Annotated in this window: 12 protein-coding genes and 1 pseudogene; 7 read left to right on the forward strand and 6 right to left on the reverse strand. The window is 57.9% G+C overall.

Translation table 11 applies throughout. The features are described 5' to 3' along the window. Positions 1 to 59: 59 nt before the first annotated feature. Positions 60 to 278, forward strand: a complete 219-nt coding sequence (locus AC1RKH_RS25800) for a DUF2970 domain-containing protein (RefSeq protein WP_493061781.1) — start codon at positions 60 to 62, stop codon at positions 276 to 278. Between the two features lie 7 nt (positions 279 to 285). Here the strand turns inward: AC1RKH_RS25800 and AC1RKH_RS25805 are convergent, their stop codons facing one another. After that, positions 286 to 1371: an ABC transporter substrate-binding protein gene (locus AC1RKH_RS25805; RefSeq protein ID WP_493061780.1), complete on the reverse strand. Its 1086-nt coding sequence runs from the start codon at positions 1369 to 1371 to the stop codon at positions 286 to 288. A gap of 520 nt (positions 1372 to 1891) precedes the next feature. On the opposite strand from AC1RKH_RS25805, the gene AC1RKH_RS25810 reads away from it, so the two are divergent. After that, positions 1892 to 3550 (forward strand): nitrite/sulfite reductase, encoded by a 1659-nt coding sequence (locus tag AC1RKH_RS25810; protein ID WP_123425950.1) that lies wholly within the window; start codon positions 1892 to 1894, stop codon positions 3548 to 3550. Further along, positions 3534 to 4028 (forward strand): DUF934 domain-containing protein, encoded by a 495-nt coding sequence (locus tag AC1RKH_RS25815; protein WP_123425949.1) that lies wholly within the window; start codon positions 3534 to 3536, stop codon positions 4026 to 4028. The genes AC1RKH_RS25810 and AC1RKH_RS25815 overlap by 17 nt, the downstream gene beginning before the upstream one ends. A gap of 65 nt (positions 4029 to 4093) precedes the next feature. Here AC1RKH_RS25815 and AC1RKH_RS25820 read toward each other — a convergent pair whose 3' ends face one another. Together AC1RKH_RS25820 and sohB are read right to left on the reverse strand one after the other, a co-directional pair. Beyond that, entirely contained in the window at positions 4094 to 7939 is a 3846-nt protein-coding gene (locus AC1RKH_RS25820) for a dermonecrotic toxin domain-containing protein (RefSeq protein ID WP_493061779.1), read from the reverse strand. Between the two features lie 213 nt (positions 7940 to 8152). Continuing rightward, on the reverse strand, positions 8153 to 9175 hold the full coding sequence (gene sohB / locus AC1RKH_RS25825) for a protease SohB (RefSeq protein ID WP_493061778.1): 1023 nt from the start codon (positions 9173 to 9175) through the stop codon (positions 8153 to 8155). A gap of 205 nt (positions 9176 to 9380) precedes the next feature. On the opposite strand from sohB, the gene AC1RKH_RS25830 reads away from it, so the two are divergent. The 3 genes from AC1RKH_RS25830 to AC1RKH_RS25840 all read left to right on the forward strand — a co-directional run bounded on the left by AC1RKH_RS25830 (position 9381) and on the right by AC1RKH_RS25840 (position 12609). Further along, on the forward strand, positions 9381 to 10091 hold the full coding sequence (locus tag AC1RKH_RS25830) for a histidine phosphatase family protein (protein WP_493061777.1): 711 nt from the start codon (positions 9381 to 9383) through the stop codon (positions 10089 to 10091). Between the two features lie 50 nt (positions 10092 to 10141). After that, positions 10142 to 10456, forward strand: coding sequence for an SCP2 sterol-binding domain-containing protein (locus tag AC1RKH_RS25835; protein WP_008015934.1), 315 nt, complete (start codon positions 10142 to 10144; stop codon positions 10454 to 10456). A 305-nt stretch (positions 10457 to 10761) separates the two neighbouring features. Further along, positions 10762 to 12609 (forward strand): amidohydrolase, encoded by a 1848-nt coding sequence (locus tag AC1RKH_RS25840; RefSeq protein ID WP_493061872.1) that lies wholly within the window; start codon positions 10762 to 10764, stop codon positions 12607 to 12609. A 133-nt stretch (positions 12610 to 12742) separates the two neighbouring features. Here AC1RKH_RS25840 and AC1RKH_RS25845 read toward each other — a convergent pair whose 3' ends face one another. From AC1RKH_RS25845 to AC1RKH_RS25855, 3 genes are all read right to left on the reverse strand, one after another. Then, complete coding sequence (locus tag AC1RKH_RS25845; RefSeq protein ID WP_123425943.1) at positions 12743 to 13033, reverse strand: addiction module antidote protein; 291 nt, start codon at positions 13031 to 13033, stop codon at positions 12743 to 12745. Positions 13034 to 13035: 2 nt separating this feature from the next. After that, complete coding sequence (locus AC1RKH_RS25850; protein ID WP_493061776.1) at positions 13036 to 13329, reverse strand: type II toxin-antitoxin system RelE/ParE family toxin; 294 nt, start codon at positions 13327 to 13329, stop codon at positions 13036 to 13038. Positions 13330 to 13444: 115 nt separating this feature from the next. Next, positions 13445 to 14419 carry a zeta toxin family protein gene (locus tag AC1RKH_RS25855; protein ID WP_493061775.1) on the reverse strand — a complete coding sequence of 325 codons (975 nt, stop codon included), beginning with the start codon at positions 14417 to 14419 and terminating at the stop codon, positions 13445 to 13447. A 650-nt stretch (positions 14420 to 15069) separates the two neighbouring features. On the opposite strand from AC1RKH_RS25855, the pseudogene AC1RKH_RS25860 reads away from it, so the two are divergent. After that, positions 15070 to 15164 (forward strand): annotated as a pseudogene (locus AC1RKH_RS25860) (DUF6124 family protein); the annotation flags it as partial.

The raw sequence follows: 15164 nt of genomic DNA on the forward strand, positions 1-15164 counted from the left end.
ATTTGTGTATGCCGTGGATTGTCTATGCTTGCCTCATACACACCGGTGACGAGGGATTTATGGACGATCCAGTCGACAACAAACCACCCAGCTTCTGGCAGATGCTGCAGAGCGTGATGGCGGCGGCATTTGGCGTGCAAAGTGGCAAGAACCGCGCCCGCGACTTCACGCACGGCAAGCCGAGCCATTTTGTGCTGCTTGGCATTCTGTTCACGGCGGTCTTTGCGCTGACGCTGTTCGGTATCGTCAAACTGGTCCTGCATCTGGCCGGGGTTTAGCCCGACATCAATGCATCAGCGCTTGCAGGCTGAACGGATAGCGATAACTCAGCGGACGATCCTTGGCCGAAAGACTGCGAAAGTTCACGCCGTAGTTCTGCGTGGCACCGATGGCCAACAATCGCCTCGCTTGCGCCCGGTCAATCAACTGCAACAGCGGAATCTGCCGATCACGGCCACCATATCGTTCGACGTGGACGCCCTGATCATAGTCATGCAACTCCACCAGCGCCCAACCACCCAGACTGAAATGGCCGCCCAGCAAGACGCTCAGGCGACCATCGAGCAACGCTTGCAAAGCTGCCGGAGAGGTATTGACGGCGCTGAACAGCGCGCCTTTGCCTGGCGTGCCACCCGCCTCTTGATAAGCCTGCATTGCCCCGAACGCCATTTCATCGTTGGCGGCCCAGATCAGCGACGTCTTCGGATAGCGCTTGAACAGCAATGTCGCCTGCTCATGGACGCGCTGACGACTCCAGGCGCCGTACACCAGTTGCCGCAAATGCACCTCGGGGTGCTCGCGCAACGCCCGCATCATGCCCTTTTCACGCAACTGCGAGGCCGGCGTGATTTTCAAACCGGCAAACGCCAGCAACTCGAGTTTCTGGCCTGGGGCGACCGGAGGATGCAGGCGGATCAACTCCTTGAGCATCAGGTAACCGCCCTCCTCATCGTTGGGCACCAGGCTACCGAGTAAATTGGGGTATTTTTCCTCGCGATTGCCGAGCAACGCCAGTTGATCGGCGTTTAGCCCGCTATTGACGATAAACAGCTTCACGCCGCTGCCCTCGGACAGCCGCAAAATTTCCGGCGCAACATATTGCTCGTTGGCGAACACCAGATAGTCCGGTCGATTTGGCCCTTGCAGGGCTTCACGAGCCTGTTTGATCGTGGTTTCAGGCTTGCGCTCGGAATACTGTATCTGCAAGTCCATGCCCAGGTCCCGGGCGGCGGCCTGCATGAATTGCGAATAGCTGAGCCAAAAGGTTTCTGCAGAGGTGCCGGGGCTCAGGAATAGCACCGACGCCGCTTGAGCGCCCGAGCCATAGACCGTGCAAACCGTCAGTAACACCCCATAGAAAAACTTGAACATTGAATATCCGAGCCCCGGAAATTAGCGCGCATTATAGCCGGCGAAATGCTGGCAAATCGCGATTAATTAGCGTTTTGTCCGACAATCTTCGGAACAGGGCTCGGTCACGCTTACCTATTGATGGCTGACCCAGAACACCGCAGTGCCCACTACCAGGATGATCAGGAACAGAATTGCCCATGCATCGACAGTGCTATCGCTTTTCCGTGCTTTGGTTGGGTTGCTCATTGCATCGCCTCTTGTCGGTTTTATCGGTGATTGCATAAAGACTCGAGCACAGTTAAGTAGAGGATTGCCCGCACCACAAATGTGGGTAAGACAATAACCAGTCTCATTAGTCGATTTGGTTCTTTACATATACTCAAACATCACTTTTGCGCATAAACGCAAACTGGTATCTTGCCTCGGCTCCGTGGGGAGTGCGCGGCCGTGCGCGCAGAATTGCCAAGGCAGTATCGGAATCAAGCGAGCGAAAAGCGCAGCTGTTCCTGATTGGCCCAAGCCTGAGAACAGGACCTATATGTACGTATACGACGAGTACGATCAGCGGATCATCGAGGACCGCGTCAAGCAGTTCCGTGATCAGACCCGACGCTATCTGGCAGGCGAGCTGAGCGAAGAAGAATTCCGCCCCCTGCGCCTGCAAAATGGCCTTTACATCCAGCGCTTCGCCCCGATGCTGCGGGTTGCCGTGCCTTATGGCCAACTGACTTCGCGCCAGACGCGAATGATGGCCAAGATCGCCCGCGACTACGACAAGGGCTACGCCCACATCAGTACCCGGCAGAACGTACAGTTCAACTGGCCGGCGCTGGAAGACATTCCGGACATCCTGGCTGAGCTGGCTACCGTGCAGATGCACGCGATCCAGACCAGCGGCAACTGCCTGCGCAACGTCACCACCGACCAGTTCGCCGGTGTCGCTGCCGACGAGTTGATCGACCCGCGTCCCTGGTGCGAAATCGTCCGTCAGTGGACGACCTTCCACCCGGAATTCGCCTACCTGCCGCGCAAGTTCAAGATCGCCATCAACGGTTCGACGTCGGACCGCGCAGCCATCGAAGTCCATGACATCGGCCTTGAGCCCGTGCACAACGCTGCTGGCGAGCTGGGTTTTCGCGTGCTGGTCGGTGGCGGCCTCGGTCGTACACCGGTCGTCGGCGCGTTCATCAACGAATTCCTGCCGTGGCAAGACCTGTTGAGCTACCTCGACGCCATCCTGCGTGTGTACAACCGCTATGGCCGTCGCGACAACAAGTACAAGGCGCGGATCAAGATTCTGGTCAAGGCCCTGACGCCTGAAGTCTTCGCGCAAAAAGTCGATGCGGAAATGGAACACCTTCGCGGTGGCCAGACCACGCTGACCGAAGCCGAAGTGCATCGCGTCGCCAAGCACTTCGTCGATCCGGACTACAAAGTCCTGGACGATCAGACGACAGAGCTGGCTGATCTCGACAAGCAGCATCCGGGTTTTGCTCGCTGGCGCACCCGCAACACCCTGGCTCACAAGAAGCCGGGATATGTGGCCGTGACCCTGTCGCTCAAACCAACCGGCGTTGCGCCGGGCGACGTGACCGACAAGCAACTCGATGGCGTTGCCGACCTGGCCGACCGCTACAGCTTTGGCCAGTTGCGCACCTCCCACGAGCAGAACATCATTCTGGCTGACGTCGAGCAGAGCCAGTTGTTCGCCCTGTGGGGCGAACTGCGCGAGCAAGGTTTCGCTACGCCGAACATCGGCCTGCTGACCGACATCATCTGCTGCCCGGGCGGCGACTTCTGCTCCCTGGCGAACGCCAAGTCGATCCCGATCGCTGAAGCCATCCAGCGCCGTTTCGACGACCTGGACTACCTGTTCGACATCGGCGAACTGGACCTGAACATCTCCGGCTGCATGAACGCCTGTGGTCACCACCACGTCGGCCATATCGGCATCCTCGGGGTGGACAAGAAAGGTGAAGAGTTCTACCAGGTGTCCCTCGGCGGCAGCGCCAGCCGCGACGCCAGCCTGGGCAAGATCCTCGGCCCGTCCTTCGCCCAGGACGACATGCCGGATGTGATCTCGAAGCTGATCGACGTGTACGTGGAACAACGTACCGAAGACGAGCGCTTCATCGACACCTATCAACGTATCGGCATCGACCTCTTCAAGGAACGCGTCTATGCAGCGAATAATTAAGAACAACGAGGTCATCGACGAAACCTGGCACTTGCTGCCCAAGGACGCGACCTTCGACGGCATTTCCAACTGCGACGACCTGATCGTGCCGCTGGCTCTGTGGCGCGATCACGGTCACGCCCTCAAGGCTCGTGATGGCGGTCTGGGTGTATGGCTGGACGCCGATGAAGAAGCCGAAGAAATCGGTGATGACGTCGCGCACTTTCAGGTCATTGCCCTGAACTTCCCGGCCTTCACCGACGGGCGCAACTACTCCAACGCGCGCCTGCTGCGTGACCGCTACGGCTTCAAGGGCGAACTGCGGGCAATCGGCGATGTGCTGCGCGACCAGCTGTTCTACCTGCACCGCTGCGGTTTCGACGCTTATGCATTGCGCGCAGACAAGGACCCGTACGAAGCACTTGAAAGCCTCAAGGACTTCTCGGTGACCTACCAGGCCGCCACGGACGAACCGCTACCGCTGTTCCGTCGCCGCTGATCGACAAAAAACCTTGAGCCCGGCGCATGTGCCGGGACTCAAGGTTTTTCATATCGGTGCCCTACCTACGGCGCTTTAAGAGTCTCGTCATCGAGCCTGGCTTTTTTCACCGACGGTTCCCTGAATAACATCATTCTGTCTTCCAGCCGTTCGAAACTGGCAAACGGGTCATCGCCATCATGGGCCGACCACCTCACATCCTGAAACAGCGCCTGGCAAAGCTCCGGCGACGCATCCATCTCGTCCAGCATGTGCCACACGCGCAACTGTAACGGTGCGTAATCCACCCGGAAATCCGCTGTGTGCGTCAGCACCCCCAGGGTTCCGAAAAAGCGGCTGCTGCCCTCTTTCGCCAAAACACGCTGCCAACACGCTGTCTGCTGTGTCGCTTGCTCCGGGGAAAGTCCGGTCAACCAGCCATCAGGCCAACTAGCATCCGCCGTGCCGTGCCCCATCCATAGATTTATCCCGGTCTGCTTACGGTGGTCCATGACCCATTTCAAACTGTCTGCGTCCACCAACGGATTGCCTGAAAGCAAGACGCTGTCCTTGGCCACCGACTGCCTTCGAACCCCGAGAGGCACTCGAATAATGTAGTTATCACGCAGATCCAGCTGTTTCAGGTAAGGATGATCAAGAGTAAAAGTCGGGCAAGTCCTGAGGCCTGCTCCCCGCAGCCTGAGTTTGCGTAATTCAGTCATCTCAATCACTGCAGGCGGGATACCGAGCGGGTTTTCGCTTAGATCGAGTTCCTGAAGTCGGGTAAGCTCGGCAAGTTGACCTCTGATTTCCTCTGTCAGGACCAGCCGGGTCGCTTTTAGATTAAGAACCTCAAGCTGACGCATATCGGCGATGGCAAGCGGCAATTGGCCAACCTCGATCCCATCCCGATCAAAGAGACGCAAATCCACACCCTGCATATTCAACTTACGCAGATTGGGGAAACTCTCAAGGAATCCGTTAAGGCTACCGCGATGCATTAACTTGAGATTCGGCATGGAGAGAGACACCACGTCATTCAACTTTACGTTGAGCTGCGGGAGATAGTGCATCTGCTCAAAGTCCATATCCAGGTGAAAGCCAATCAACTGACCGTCGCGATAGACCCTGCTGTCGGGCCCACCACGCTTTTGCCAAATGGCGATCAGGTCCTCGGCCAGCTCATATCGGGTATCACGTTCATTCTCCATCCACTCCTCTATGCGCGCGTCGTTCTCATCCTCGATCTCGTCCTCGCTCATCCCCTGCGCATCCGCATCCCCCGCCACCAAGAGCTCGATATCCATGTCCTCGACGTCATCAGTGACGTCTTCGATCCAGCCCGTGATGTCGACACGTAGTTGCTCGGCCTGCTGCCTCAACCGATAAAGCTCAGCCTGAGCCTGGGCTCCCGCATTCAACAGAAACTCATCCACTTGCTCAGTTGTAAAAGCGGGATAAATCTCTTTGACCTGAAGCCTCATCATCTCCATGGACAGTTCAGCGGACTGCGCGGTGTTTGGAAATCCACCGCCGTGCAACCCGAAACGCTGAAAGGTCAACCCGGAGTCCATCCTGTGCAGCCCGAGCATCAGCTCGGAGCGCGGCAGTGCGTTCTCGCCGATTTTCAGCTGCAAGTCCCGCCATTCATGGTCTGGACGCAAACCGAGGGCCGAGCGTTGTTCTTGCGGCAGAAGATCGAGAAGCGCTTGGTCAAACTCAGCCGTACCGACCAGCCCGTCGAGCACCTCGATTCGAATCTTGCGCGACCAGCCCGGCAGTCGTTCCAGGGTATGCAAAACCAGTAAATCGCTGTCGATGTTTTCGACCGACTTCAGATAAAGCCCCTCATAGGCGCGGCACAGGCGCACATGTTGCTCGTACTGCCGCGCCTTGCCGCTCAACTGCCTCAACACTCGTTTGGTATCAGCCAGTGTGAAGGGGGCATCGATGTCCACCCCCGACCTGTCGAGCATTTGCTCCACCGCACTTTTTGGCAAACCCGGATACTGATGCTGGAACAGCCTGACCCGCTCATTATCCGAGTATTGGAGTGCGGCGTAGCTTCGCTTGAATTGCTCGACTCTTGTGCTTTTTAGCTGCTTAGCCTGCGCAGACCCCTCGGGTAATGAGTCGATTGCACGTTGCAGATCCTGATCGATAGTGAATCGGCTGATGGTGTCCGCCAGCACCGGAGACGGTGCCCTCTGCCCCGCGTGCATCAGGCGCAATACGTCATCGTCCACCGCACTGACATGAGCGATCTGGGCCAGTACCTCATCGCTGAATGCCTGGACACTGGGTCCGATCCCGCGCATCAGTGCTGCCCGCTCGGCAGCCGGGGCGGGAGGCGCGACATCCGGAGTAACGAACGGGGGCTCGCCAGGCGACGGCTCCTCGATGACCACCGGCACAGGGTCCGGCTCTGCCCCAGCAACGGCAGCCTGTTCTTCAGTCTTGATGGCGGCACCCGCTGCGGCCAATGGCAAGGCGTTGAGCAAGCCGAATACCGTACGCGTGACGCCGGCGGAGCGCTCTTCAGGAGTCTTGCCATCAACCGCCTGAGCCAGCCCATAACCGGCATCAATCAGTCCGGCCAACGCCAGCAAACCTTCACCCCCCGGAACGAACAACGCCAAGGGGCCAAATTTGTTGATCCATTGCACAATGGGCTCGACCACCGCACTCAAATCGTCTCGGTTGACCTGGGCATCGTCACGAATGGTTTCGATACTGGCCTGGGCCGCTTGCTTCATCACCAGCACCCACTGCGCGAAGGGGTCGGCTGGAGACGTTGCGACCTCCAGGTGAACGTAATCGGCAGGGTCCCAGTAACCATCATCGTTGAAAAAGCCATGGCCTTTCTTCAGGAGGTGTTGACGGGGGTACATTGCCATTCCGTCCAGCGCGGTCAACACGCCGGCGTGGAACGTACCGTCCTGCCGGTCATCGTCGGAAAAATGCGCTACCAGAGCCTCTTTCCTGGCAACATCCTTGCCCACCTCGACCACCCATTCGTACAACGCCTTGTGGCTGGCAAACTCGTGGAAGGGAGAAGAGTTTCCCGGGATATAAAGCAGAATCCGCTCACTGGTTTTCTCCCGAAAGCTCCAGATATCGCTCGATACATAACGGTAAATGACCAGACGCGAGGCCTCTATGGAAGACTCGATTGTCGCCCAGGCCTGCAACTGATCAACGGTCAGCTGCTCCCACGTTTGCTGCGCATCGAACCCGACAGCCAGTAGTGCCAACGTGAGTCCGTCCTGGGTCAGGCTGTTTTCCTGGCGCTGCAAGTAAGCCGCCATGACAAACGCTGTCTTGACCGAGGTGCGTAGCGGATAGCCTTGCGGTGCAAGGCAGGCCTCATCGGAAGGCCACGCAGCGTGCACATAAGCGGTGTATTTACCCTTGAACTCCAGCTCCCACACCCACTTCTTGAACTCTGCTGACTGCAGCTTCAGCTGAGTGCTCGGGCCGTAGCGCTGAGGGACGGTCTGACGGTAGATGCCCTCGTAGTCCTGGAAGCCACTGTCAGGGTTGATCGGCTGATCGATCTCGACGATTCGGACTTCCGGACCCACGATAGGAGGTGTGTACAGACCGAATGCCGTTTCCCCGAAACGACCGGCGCCCACGGTCTGATAGTTGGACAGCAAGGCCTGTACCAGGCTTTGCGACTTTCTGACTCGGCCTTGCTGCACGCCCTGTTGCACGCCCTGTTGCACGGGATAGCCATGGAAATCGTAGTTGAGATCGACCAGTTGAGCGGTCAATGGCGCTGCCCCCCAACGCTCCTCGATCAGCTTTGCGGCATATTGGGCCGCGGTCGAAGGTATCACCGTGTCCAGTGCCAGGCTCGACAGCGTCTGTTTGTTCAGAGCCGGTAACCGGCCAGTGGCAGGGTGGTGTTGACTCTCTAGCGCCATCATTTGCAATCCTTTGCAGTTGACTTGGGAGTTGAGAGCTTATGCGCCGCCTGCCTTGATAAAAGCAGGAAACTTCTTCAATCCGGAGGGAAAACGCGACAGTCTCAAAAAGCCTGAAATGCAGAGGGTAAACGCCAGCGACATGAGCCTGTACAGCGCCGGGCATTGCACCCGACGCCGCGATAACGGGCCCGCACTGGCGAGCCCCCGTGCTCTTTACCAGAAGCGCTGTTGAGTCAAGCGACTCCACCAGGTCAGCAAGACACGATCAATCGAACCGCTGGCCGCCAGGCCGACGCGTTCTTGCAGGCTCTTGCGTTCGGAATAATGCAGGTGAAACAGCTCTGCACCTTTGGCGCGTTCAGCGAGGTATTCGTCGCTGGTTTTCAGTTCATCGACCAAGCGTTTTTCCAGCGCCGCGACACCCAACCAGATTTCACCGGTGGCGACTTCGTTGATGGCCAGCTGTGGGCGGTAGCGCGAGACGAAGTTCTTGAACAGCTCGTGAGTGACATCCAGGTCTTCCTGAAACTTCTCCCGGCCTTTTTCGGTGTTTTCGCCAAACACCGTCAGCGTGCGTTTGTACTCGCCGGCCGTCAGGACTTCGAAGTCGATGTCATGCTTTTTCAGCAAACGATTGACGTTAGGCAGCTGTGCCACCACACCGATCGAACCCAGAATGGCAAATGGTGCGCTGATGATCTTCTCGCCAATGCACGCCATCATGTAGCCGCCGCTGGCCGCGACCTTGTCGATGCACACGGTCAGCGGCACACCGGCCTGACGAATACGCGCCAGTTGCGAGGATGCTAGACCGTAGCTGTGAACCATGCCACCGCCGCTTTCCAGACGCAGCACAACTTCGTCCTTCGGCGTGGCCAGGGACAGCAGCGCGGTGATTTCGTGGCGCAGGCTTTCAGTCGCCGAAGCCTTGATGTCGCCGTCGAAATCCAGCACGAACACCCGAGATTTGGCTTCAGGTTTTTTCTTCTGTTTTTTCTCGGCCCTGGCTTCGGACTTACGCACGGCCTTGAGCTGATCCTTGTCGAGCAGCGACTGCTCCAGACGCTCACGCAGCCCTTTGTAGAAATCATTCAGTTTGTTGACCTGCAACTGACCCGCGGACTTGCGCCGGCCCTTGCTGCGCAGCGCCGCAAAGCTCGCCAGGACCACCAGGATGGCAATCACCAGGGTCACGGTTTTAGCCAGAAAACTTGCGTACTCGGCAAGAAAATCCACATTGACTCCTTAACGACAGTGCGCCGCTGAACACGCAGGCGCGTATACCTTCAGCATACCCATGCGGCCGCGTTGCGACCAGTCATGAAACCTTCTGTAACGGCCCTCCAACGAGCATTTCAAACAAGCGTATGTTTTTTCATTGACAGCTCACCGGCATCCTCATAACCTCGCAAAACCTTCAACGTACCGGGATGACGCGGACGTGGGCACCATCTATTTGATTCGACATGGCCAGGCCTCCTTCGGTGCAGACGACTACGACGTGCTGTCGCCGACCGGTATTCGTCAGGCGGAAGTACTCGGCAGCCACCTGGCTGAACTGGGATTGAGTTTCGACCGCTGCCTGTCGGGCGACCTGCGTCGTCAGCAACACACCGCCAACAGCGCTCTGGCGCAATTCGGTGCTGTCGGCCTGCCGGTGCCGCCTCTGGAAATCGATTCGGCCTTCAACGAGTTCGACGCCGAAGCGGTGATCCGCGCGCTGCTTCCAGACCTGTTACCCGAAGAGCCTGAAGCCCTGCACATCCTGCGCAATGCCGCGCAGAATCGCGGCGAGTTTCAGCGAATTTTTGCCTTGATCATCGAGCGCTGGCTGGCGGGCACGTACGACCCACCGGGCCTCGAAAGCTGGCTTGGCTTCGTCGAGCGGGTCCAGGCAGGTTTGCAGCGCATTCTCGAACACGCCGAGAACACCCAGAAAATCGCCGTGTTCACCTCCGGCGGGACCATCACTGCCCTGCTCCACCTGATTACTCAAATGCCGGCAAAGCAGGCCTTTGAGCTGAATTGGCAAATCGTCAACACCTCGCTCAACCAACTGAAGTTCCGTGGTCGCGAGGTGGCGCTGGCTTCCTTCAACAGTCATGCACATTTACAACTGCTGAAGGCCCCGGAACTCATCACTTTCCGTTGAGTCCGGATCACTGTGACCCTTGTTGTAACACATCATGAAAGGATCGAACCATGACCTCCGTAGCTGACGCCGTACAAGCAATGAAAGCCAAGTTCAACCCAGCCGCTGCTGCCGGCCTGGACCTGGTTTTCGGTTTCCGCATCGACGACACCAAGAACTTCTCGCTGATCGTCAAAGACAGCACTTGCGAGCTGCAGGAAGGCGAAAACCCGGACGCTCAAGTGACTCTGGTCATGGACGGCGAAACCCTGGAAGGCATCGTCGACGGTTCGACCGACGGCATGCAAGCGTTCATGGGCGGCAAACTGCGCGCTGAAGGCGACATGATGCTGGCCATGAAACTGTCCGAGCTGTTCCCGAGCTAAGACGGCGGCTCCCGCCCCTGGGAGCCCGTCTGGCTGCACACGAATCCCGCCTCCATGGCGGGATTCGTCGTTTCTGCCGGTCGTAAATTTCCCCGCACGACGCATCGACCTCGAATTAGCCGTCTATATTCTTTGCTGGCCGTATGGCTCGCGCATCCGGCTGCTCGCGCGACCGAACACCTGCGGAGAACGACGCCATGAGTCCATCTGACTGCCACGACGGCTTTCACTACCGCGTACTGCAAGGCCTTTCGGCAGGCACCGTCAGTGCCTGGATCAGTCCTCTACTTGCGGAGAGCACCAGCATGACCAACACCCCAGCCGATCTCATTTTATTCAACGGTCGCTTGCACACCGTTGACCGGGACAAACCCCAGGCCAGTGCAGTCGCCATCAAGGACGGGCGGTTTATTGCCGTCGGCGATGATGCGCACGTCATGCCTCTGCGCGGCGCCAGCACGCAAGTCATCGACCTGCAAAAACGCACGGTGATCCCCGGTCTCAACGACTCGCACTTGCACCTGATTCGCGGCGGCCTGAACTACAACCTCGAACTGCGCTGGGAAGGCGTGCCGTCCTTGGCCGACGCCTTGCGTCTGCTCAAGGATCAGGCCGATCGCACGCCGGCACCGCAATGGGTACGCGTGGTCGGTGGCTGGACCGAGTTTCAGTTCGCCGAAAAACGCTTGCCGACGATTGAAGAACTGAACAAAGCCGCACCTGACACCCCTGTGTTCGTCCTGCACCTGTATGACCGCGCCCTGCTCAACCGCGCGGCGCTGAAAGTGGTCGGCTACGACCGCAATACGCCGAACCCGCCGGGTGGTGAAATCCAGCGCGATGCCAGTGGCGACCCCACGGGCATGCTGATCGCCCGTCCGAACGCGATGATCCTGTACTCGACCCTGGCCAAGGGACCGAAGCTGCCGTTGGAGTATCAGGTCAACTCGACCCGGCAGTTCATGCGCGAACTCAATCGCCTCGGCGTCACCAGCGCCATTGATGCCGGTGGCGGCTTTCAGAATTACCCGGACGACTATCAGGTCATCCAGCAGTTGGCGAAAGACCAGCAACTCAGCGTGCGCATCGCCTACAACCTGTTCACCCAAAAACCCAAGGAAGAGCTGACCGACTTCAAAAACTGGACCAACACCTCGCACTACGGCCAGGGTGACGACTTTTTGCGGCACAACGGCGCTGGCGAAATGCTGGTGTTCTCCGCGGCAGATTTCGAAGACTTCCTCGAGCCACGTCCGGATTTGCCGCAGACCATGGAGCAGGAACTGGAACCGGTGGTCCGGCATCTGGTCGAGCAGCGCTGGCCATTTCGCTTGCACGCCACCTACAACGAATCGATCACGCGGATGCTCGACGTGTTCGAAAAGGTTAACCGCGACATTCCGTTCGACGGGCTGCCGTGGTTCTTCGATCACGCCGAAACCATCACTCCGCAGAATATCGAGCGGGTTCGTGCGCTGGGCGGTGGCATTGCGATTCAAGACCGCATGGCTTTTCAGGGCGAGTACTTTGTCGACCGCTACGGCGCCAAGGCCGCCGAGCACACCCCACCGATCCAGCGCATGCTCGCCGAAGGCATTCCGGTCGGTGCCGGCACCGACGCCACCCGAGTATCCAGCTACAACCCGTGGACGTCGCTCTACTGGTTGGTCAGCGGCCGCACCGTCGGCGGTCTGGAGCTGTACCCGCAAGGCCTGAGCCGCGACACGGCGCTGGAACTCTACACCCATGGCAGCGCCTGGTTCTCCTCCGAGCAAGGCACAAAGGGCCAGATCAAGGTCGGGCAACTGGCCGATCTGGTGGCGTTGTCAGCCGACTACTTCAGCGTCGACGACGAAGCGATAAAGTGGATTGAATCGGTACTGACTGTGGTCGACGGCAAGGTGGTGTACGGCAGCCTCGAATTCGAAAAACTCGGCCCGCCGCGTCTACCGGTGATGCCCGATTGGTCGCCAGTGGTGAACGTGCCGGGGCACTGGAAGCCCCTGGCACCGCTCACCGCCCAAATGCATCAATGCGTGGGCGCCTGCGCCGTGCATGCCCACAGCCATGAGCGAGCGCGCTTGTCGAACGCACCGGTCAGCGACTTCCAGGGGTTCTGGGGCGCGTTTGGCTGTTCGTGTTTTGCGTTTTGACCCACCGATTTGGCAGGAAGCCCGCCAATGGCGGCAATGCTGCTCACTTAAGAAAAACGCCGCTTGTCCCCAAATGGGAAAGCGGCGCTTTTCTTGGTATTCACTTTAGTGTTGGGCTTGTTCTTTAAAGATTTCAAGCACGCCCAACTGTAGCGTGGAGCTCAATGCCCATCGCACGCATCACTTTAATCACCGTGTCGAAGCGTGGCTTGGCGCCTGGCGCAAATGCTTTGTACAAGCTTGCCCGGCCAAGGCCTGAGTCATTCGCAATCTGGGCCATACCGCGCGCTTTTGCGACGTATCCAACCGCACGGATAAACTCGTCAGTATCGCCCTCGGCCAGAACCTGAGAGAGGTACTCGCTGACTGCTTCGTCAGTGTCCAGAAGCTCCGCCATATCAAACGGCATAAGGGTATCGGACATTTTTAAACCTCCTTTGCCAATCTTTTGGCCTGCCGGATATCGGCAGGTTGAGTGGACTTGTTCCCGCCAGCCAGCAGGACCACGACAACGCCGCCGCGCATTGTGAAATACACGCGGTATCCAGCCCCGACATCAACGCGCATCTCGGATACACCTTCACCTACTGGCTTCACATCGCCCAGGTTGCCAGTTGTGGCTCGATCAATGCGTCGTGCGATGGCAATCCTTGCGCGTATATCGCGTATAGATACAAGCCAATGAGCAAAATTCCTGGTTTGCTGGATCAGATAAGTCACAAGGAAGTGTATCCAATTGGAGACAGAAAGCAACCGTGTTTTGTGAGTCGAAGGGGTGAGAGATTCTTCTCAGCCACATCCAATCGAGCGAATGCGCCTTGACGTGAAAGAACCATCAGCGATGCAAATGCTTGAACACGTAACCTACCAGGTCGGTGTTGACGAATGCAGGGACCTGATTATTCAGGCGTAGCGCCTCTAGCAGCGCGAGTTGGCAATCCCAGACCATTTCCCTTCGATCACGCCTGAGACTGACCTCGGCGCTGACGATGTTGTTGTAGGCCGCATAGCAGGAGCGCGAGGTCTTGCCGGGTGCTCGCTCGATTGCGACCGGGTTATCAGCGATAGCAACAGTCACGCCTTTGTGATCGACCAGCGATTGCGGGGTTAACTGACCGACTGTGTCGCACTGGCTGCGACAGACAACTTTTCGGTTTTTCAGCTCACCAAACCCGCGCTCGTACACGGTGATTTCAGAGCCAACCTTTTGCGCACAGGCCTCTTCGAAGGCATTCAGCACCGTCTGTGCATTACCCAGACTCGCCTCAAGCTCCGAGAGTTTCAGGAAACGCTCCAGTTGCTTGTCTTTAAGGCTCTTCAGACCACGGGTGATCGTCGACAAATGGGTGAACTCTTTTTTACAGGCCACCACATGCACTTCAAACTGATAGCCGGCTGACACGGCCATTGGCGGGAATGCCGCGAAGTCTGCCGAATCCAGCGCAGACTCCATGATGATGCTGTATTTCTCGGCAAAGGCTTTTTCGAAAATCTTCGTACACACTTCCCGCACAAAAGCCTCGGTGTGCTCATACACGTGCAGCACCCCGCGGGTTTCCATCCGTGAATACTGCGGATGCTTTTTGCGGTACTCGGGCAGATACAGCCTGATGTAGTCCGAGTAGTTGCCGGTTTTAAGTAACGACTCTTCCAGCAACCAGGTTTTCCCTGATCCCTGAATACCGGCCACGATCAGTATTCTCGGGTTGGTGGTACTGATGACCTTGTCTTTGAACAAACTTGCGCTGATGTCTGAAAACGCCGCGTTTACCTGTTCGCTCGTGTATGAATATTCATTGCTATTCGGCACGTTGGTTAATTCCCTTTAAGTGGATGTCCGATCTTCTTGCCTGAAGATCGAGGGTCACTTTATGCCTTGGCCATCCACATAAGGCCCTATATAGATAACACCTGCGGGTGCACCGAAACGGCCTTACTACCCATTTGCCCGTAGCAGCTGCCGAGCCCGCGAGGCTGCGTTCGAGGACGCAGTCCTCGCAAACCCTGCGTACGCGGTTTGCCTGAAAGAACATGTTGCTTGATTTTACGACCGCTTCGCGGCCGAACGCAGCCTCGCGGGCTCGACAGCTGCTACGGGCGTTTAAGCTTGCCCACGCAACCTCCGTCACAGGCTACAACGCCTTGCGTCATGGCCTACACCTACGCCAGAATCCGCCGGCTTGTGCGCTTTGGCCCTCGCCCCTATCGTTTCCGTGTCGCTGACCATTCAGCGAACGGGCTTGGCGGCCCGGTATTAAATGCGCGCAACAGCGCTCCCTAACATGATTGACGGCACTTTTGGGTGCCTGCTCTCCTGTGTCATGGCGGGTTGCTCAAGGATTCCTTCGGGGATGCCGGTATTTTTGCGCTTTAAGCCGGTCCGCCAAACTTGTGCAACCCGCCACCCAATCTGCTTGGCGGCAGACGGTGGTAACTCACAATGACAAAGCGAGGTTCACCATGTTCAAAGCCACCCCCAATCCCCCCGAAACCGACCCCGTTTCCCCCTACGCCTCCCTCGATTCAAAAGAACTCCACGCCGCCGCGCACCGTGC

It is taken from the genome of Pseudomonas sp. GW822-FHT06B12, from assembly GCF_058799675.1.

Coding starts and splice junctions, on each gene's coding strand:
- AC1RKH_RS25810 (WP_123425950.1), top strand. CDS start 1,892: ATGTACGTATACGACGAGTACGATCAGCGGATCATCGAGGACCGCGTC.
- AC1RKH_RS25835 (WP_008015934.1), top strand. CDS start 10,142: ATGACCTCCGTAGCTGACGCCGTACAAGCAATGAAAGCCAAGTTCAAC.
- AC1RKH_RS25815 (WP_123425949.1), top strand. CDS start 3,534: ATGCAGCGAATAATTAAGAACAACGAGGTCATCGACGAAACCTGGCAC.
- AC1RKH_RS25840 (WP_493061872.1), top strand. CDS start 10,762: ATGACCAACACCCCAGCCGATCTCATTTTATTCAACGGTCGCTTGCAC.
- AC1RKH_RS25845 (WP_123425943.1), bottom strand. CDS start 13,033: ATGTCCGATACCCTTATGCCGTTTGATATGGCGGAGCTTCTGGACACT.
- AC1RKH_RS25800 (WP_493061781.1), top strand. CDS start 60: ATGGACGATCCAGTCGACAACAAACCACCCAGCTTCTGGCAGATGCTG.
- AC1RKH_RS25805 (WP_493061780.1), bottom strand. CDS start 1,371: ATGTTCAAGTTTTTCTATGGGGTGTTACTGACGGTTTGCACGGTCTAT.
- AC1RKH_RS25820 (WP_493061779.1), bottom strand. CDS start 7,939: ATGATGGCGCTAGAGAGTCAACACCACCCTGCCACTGGCCGGTTACCG.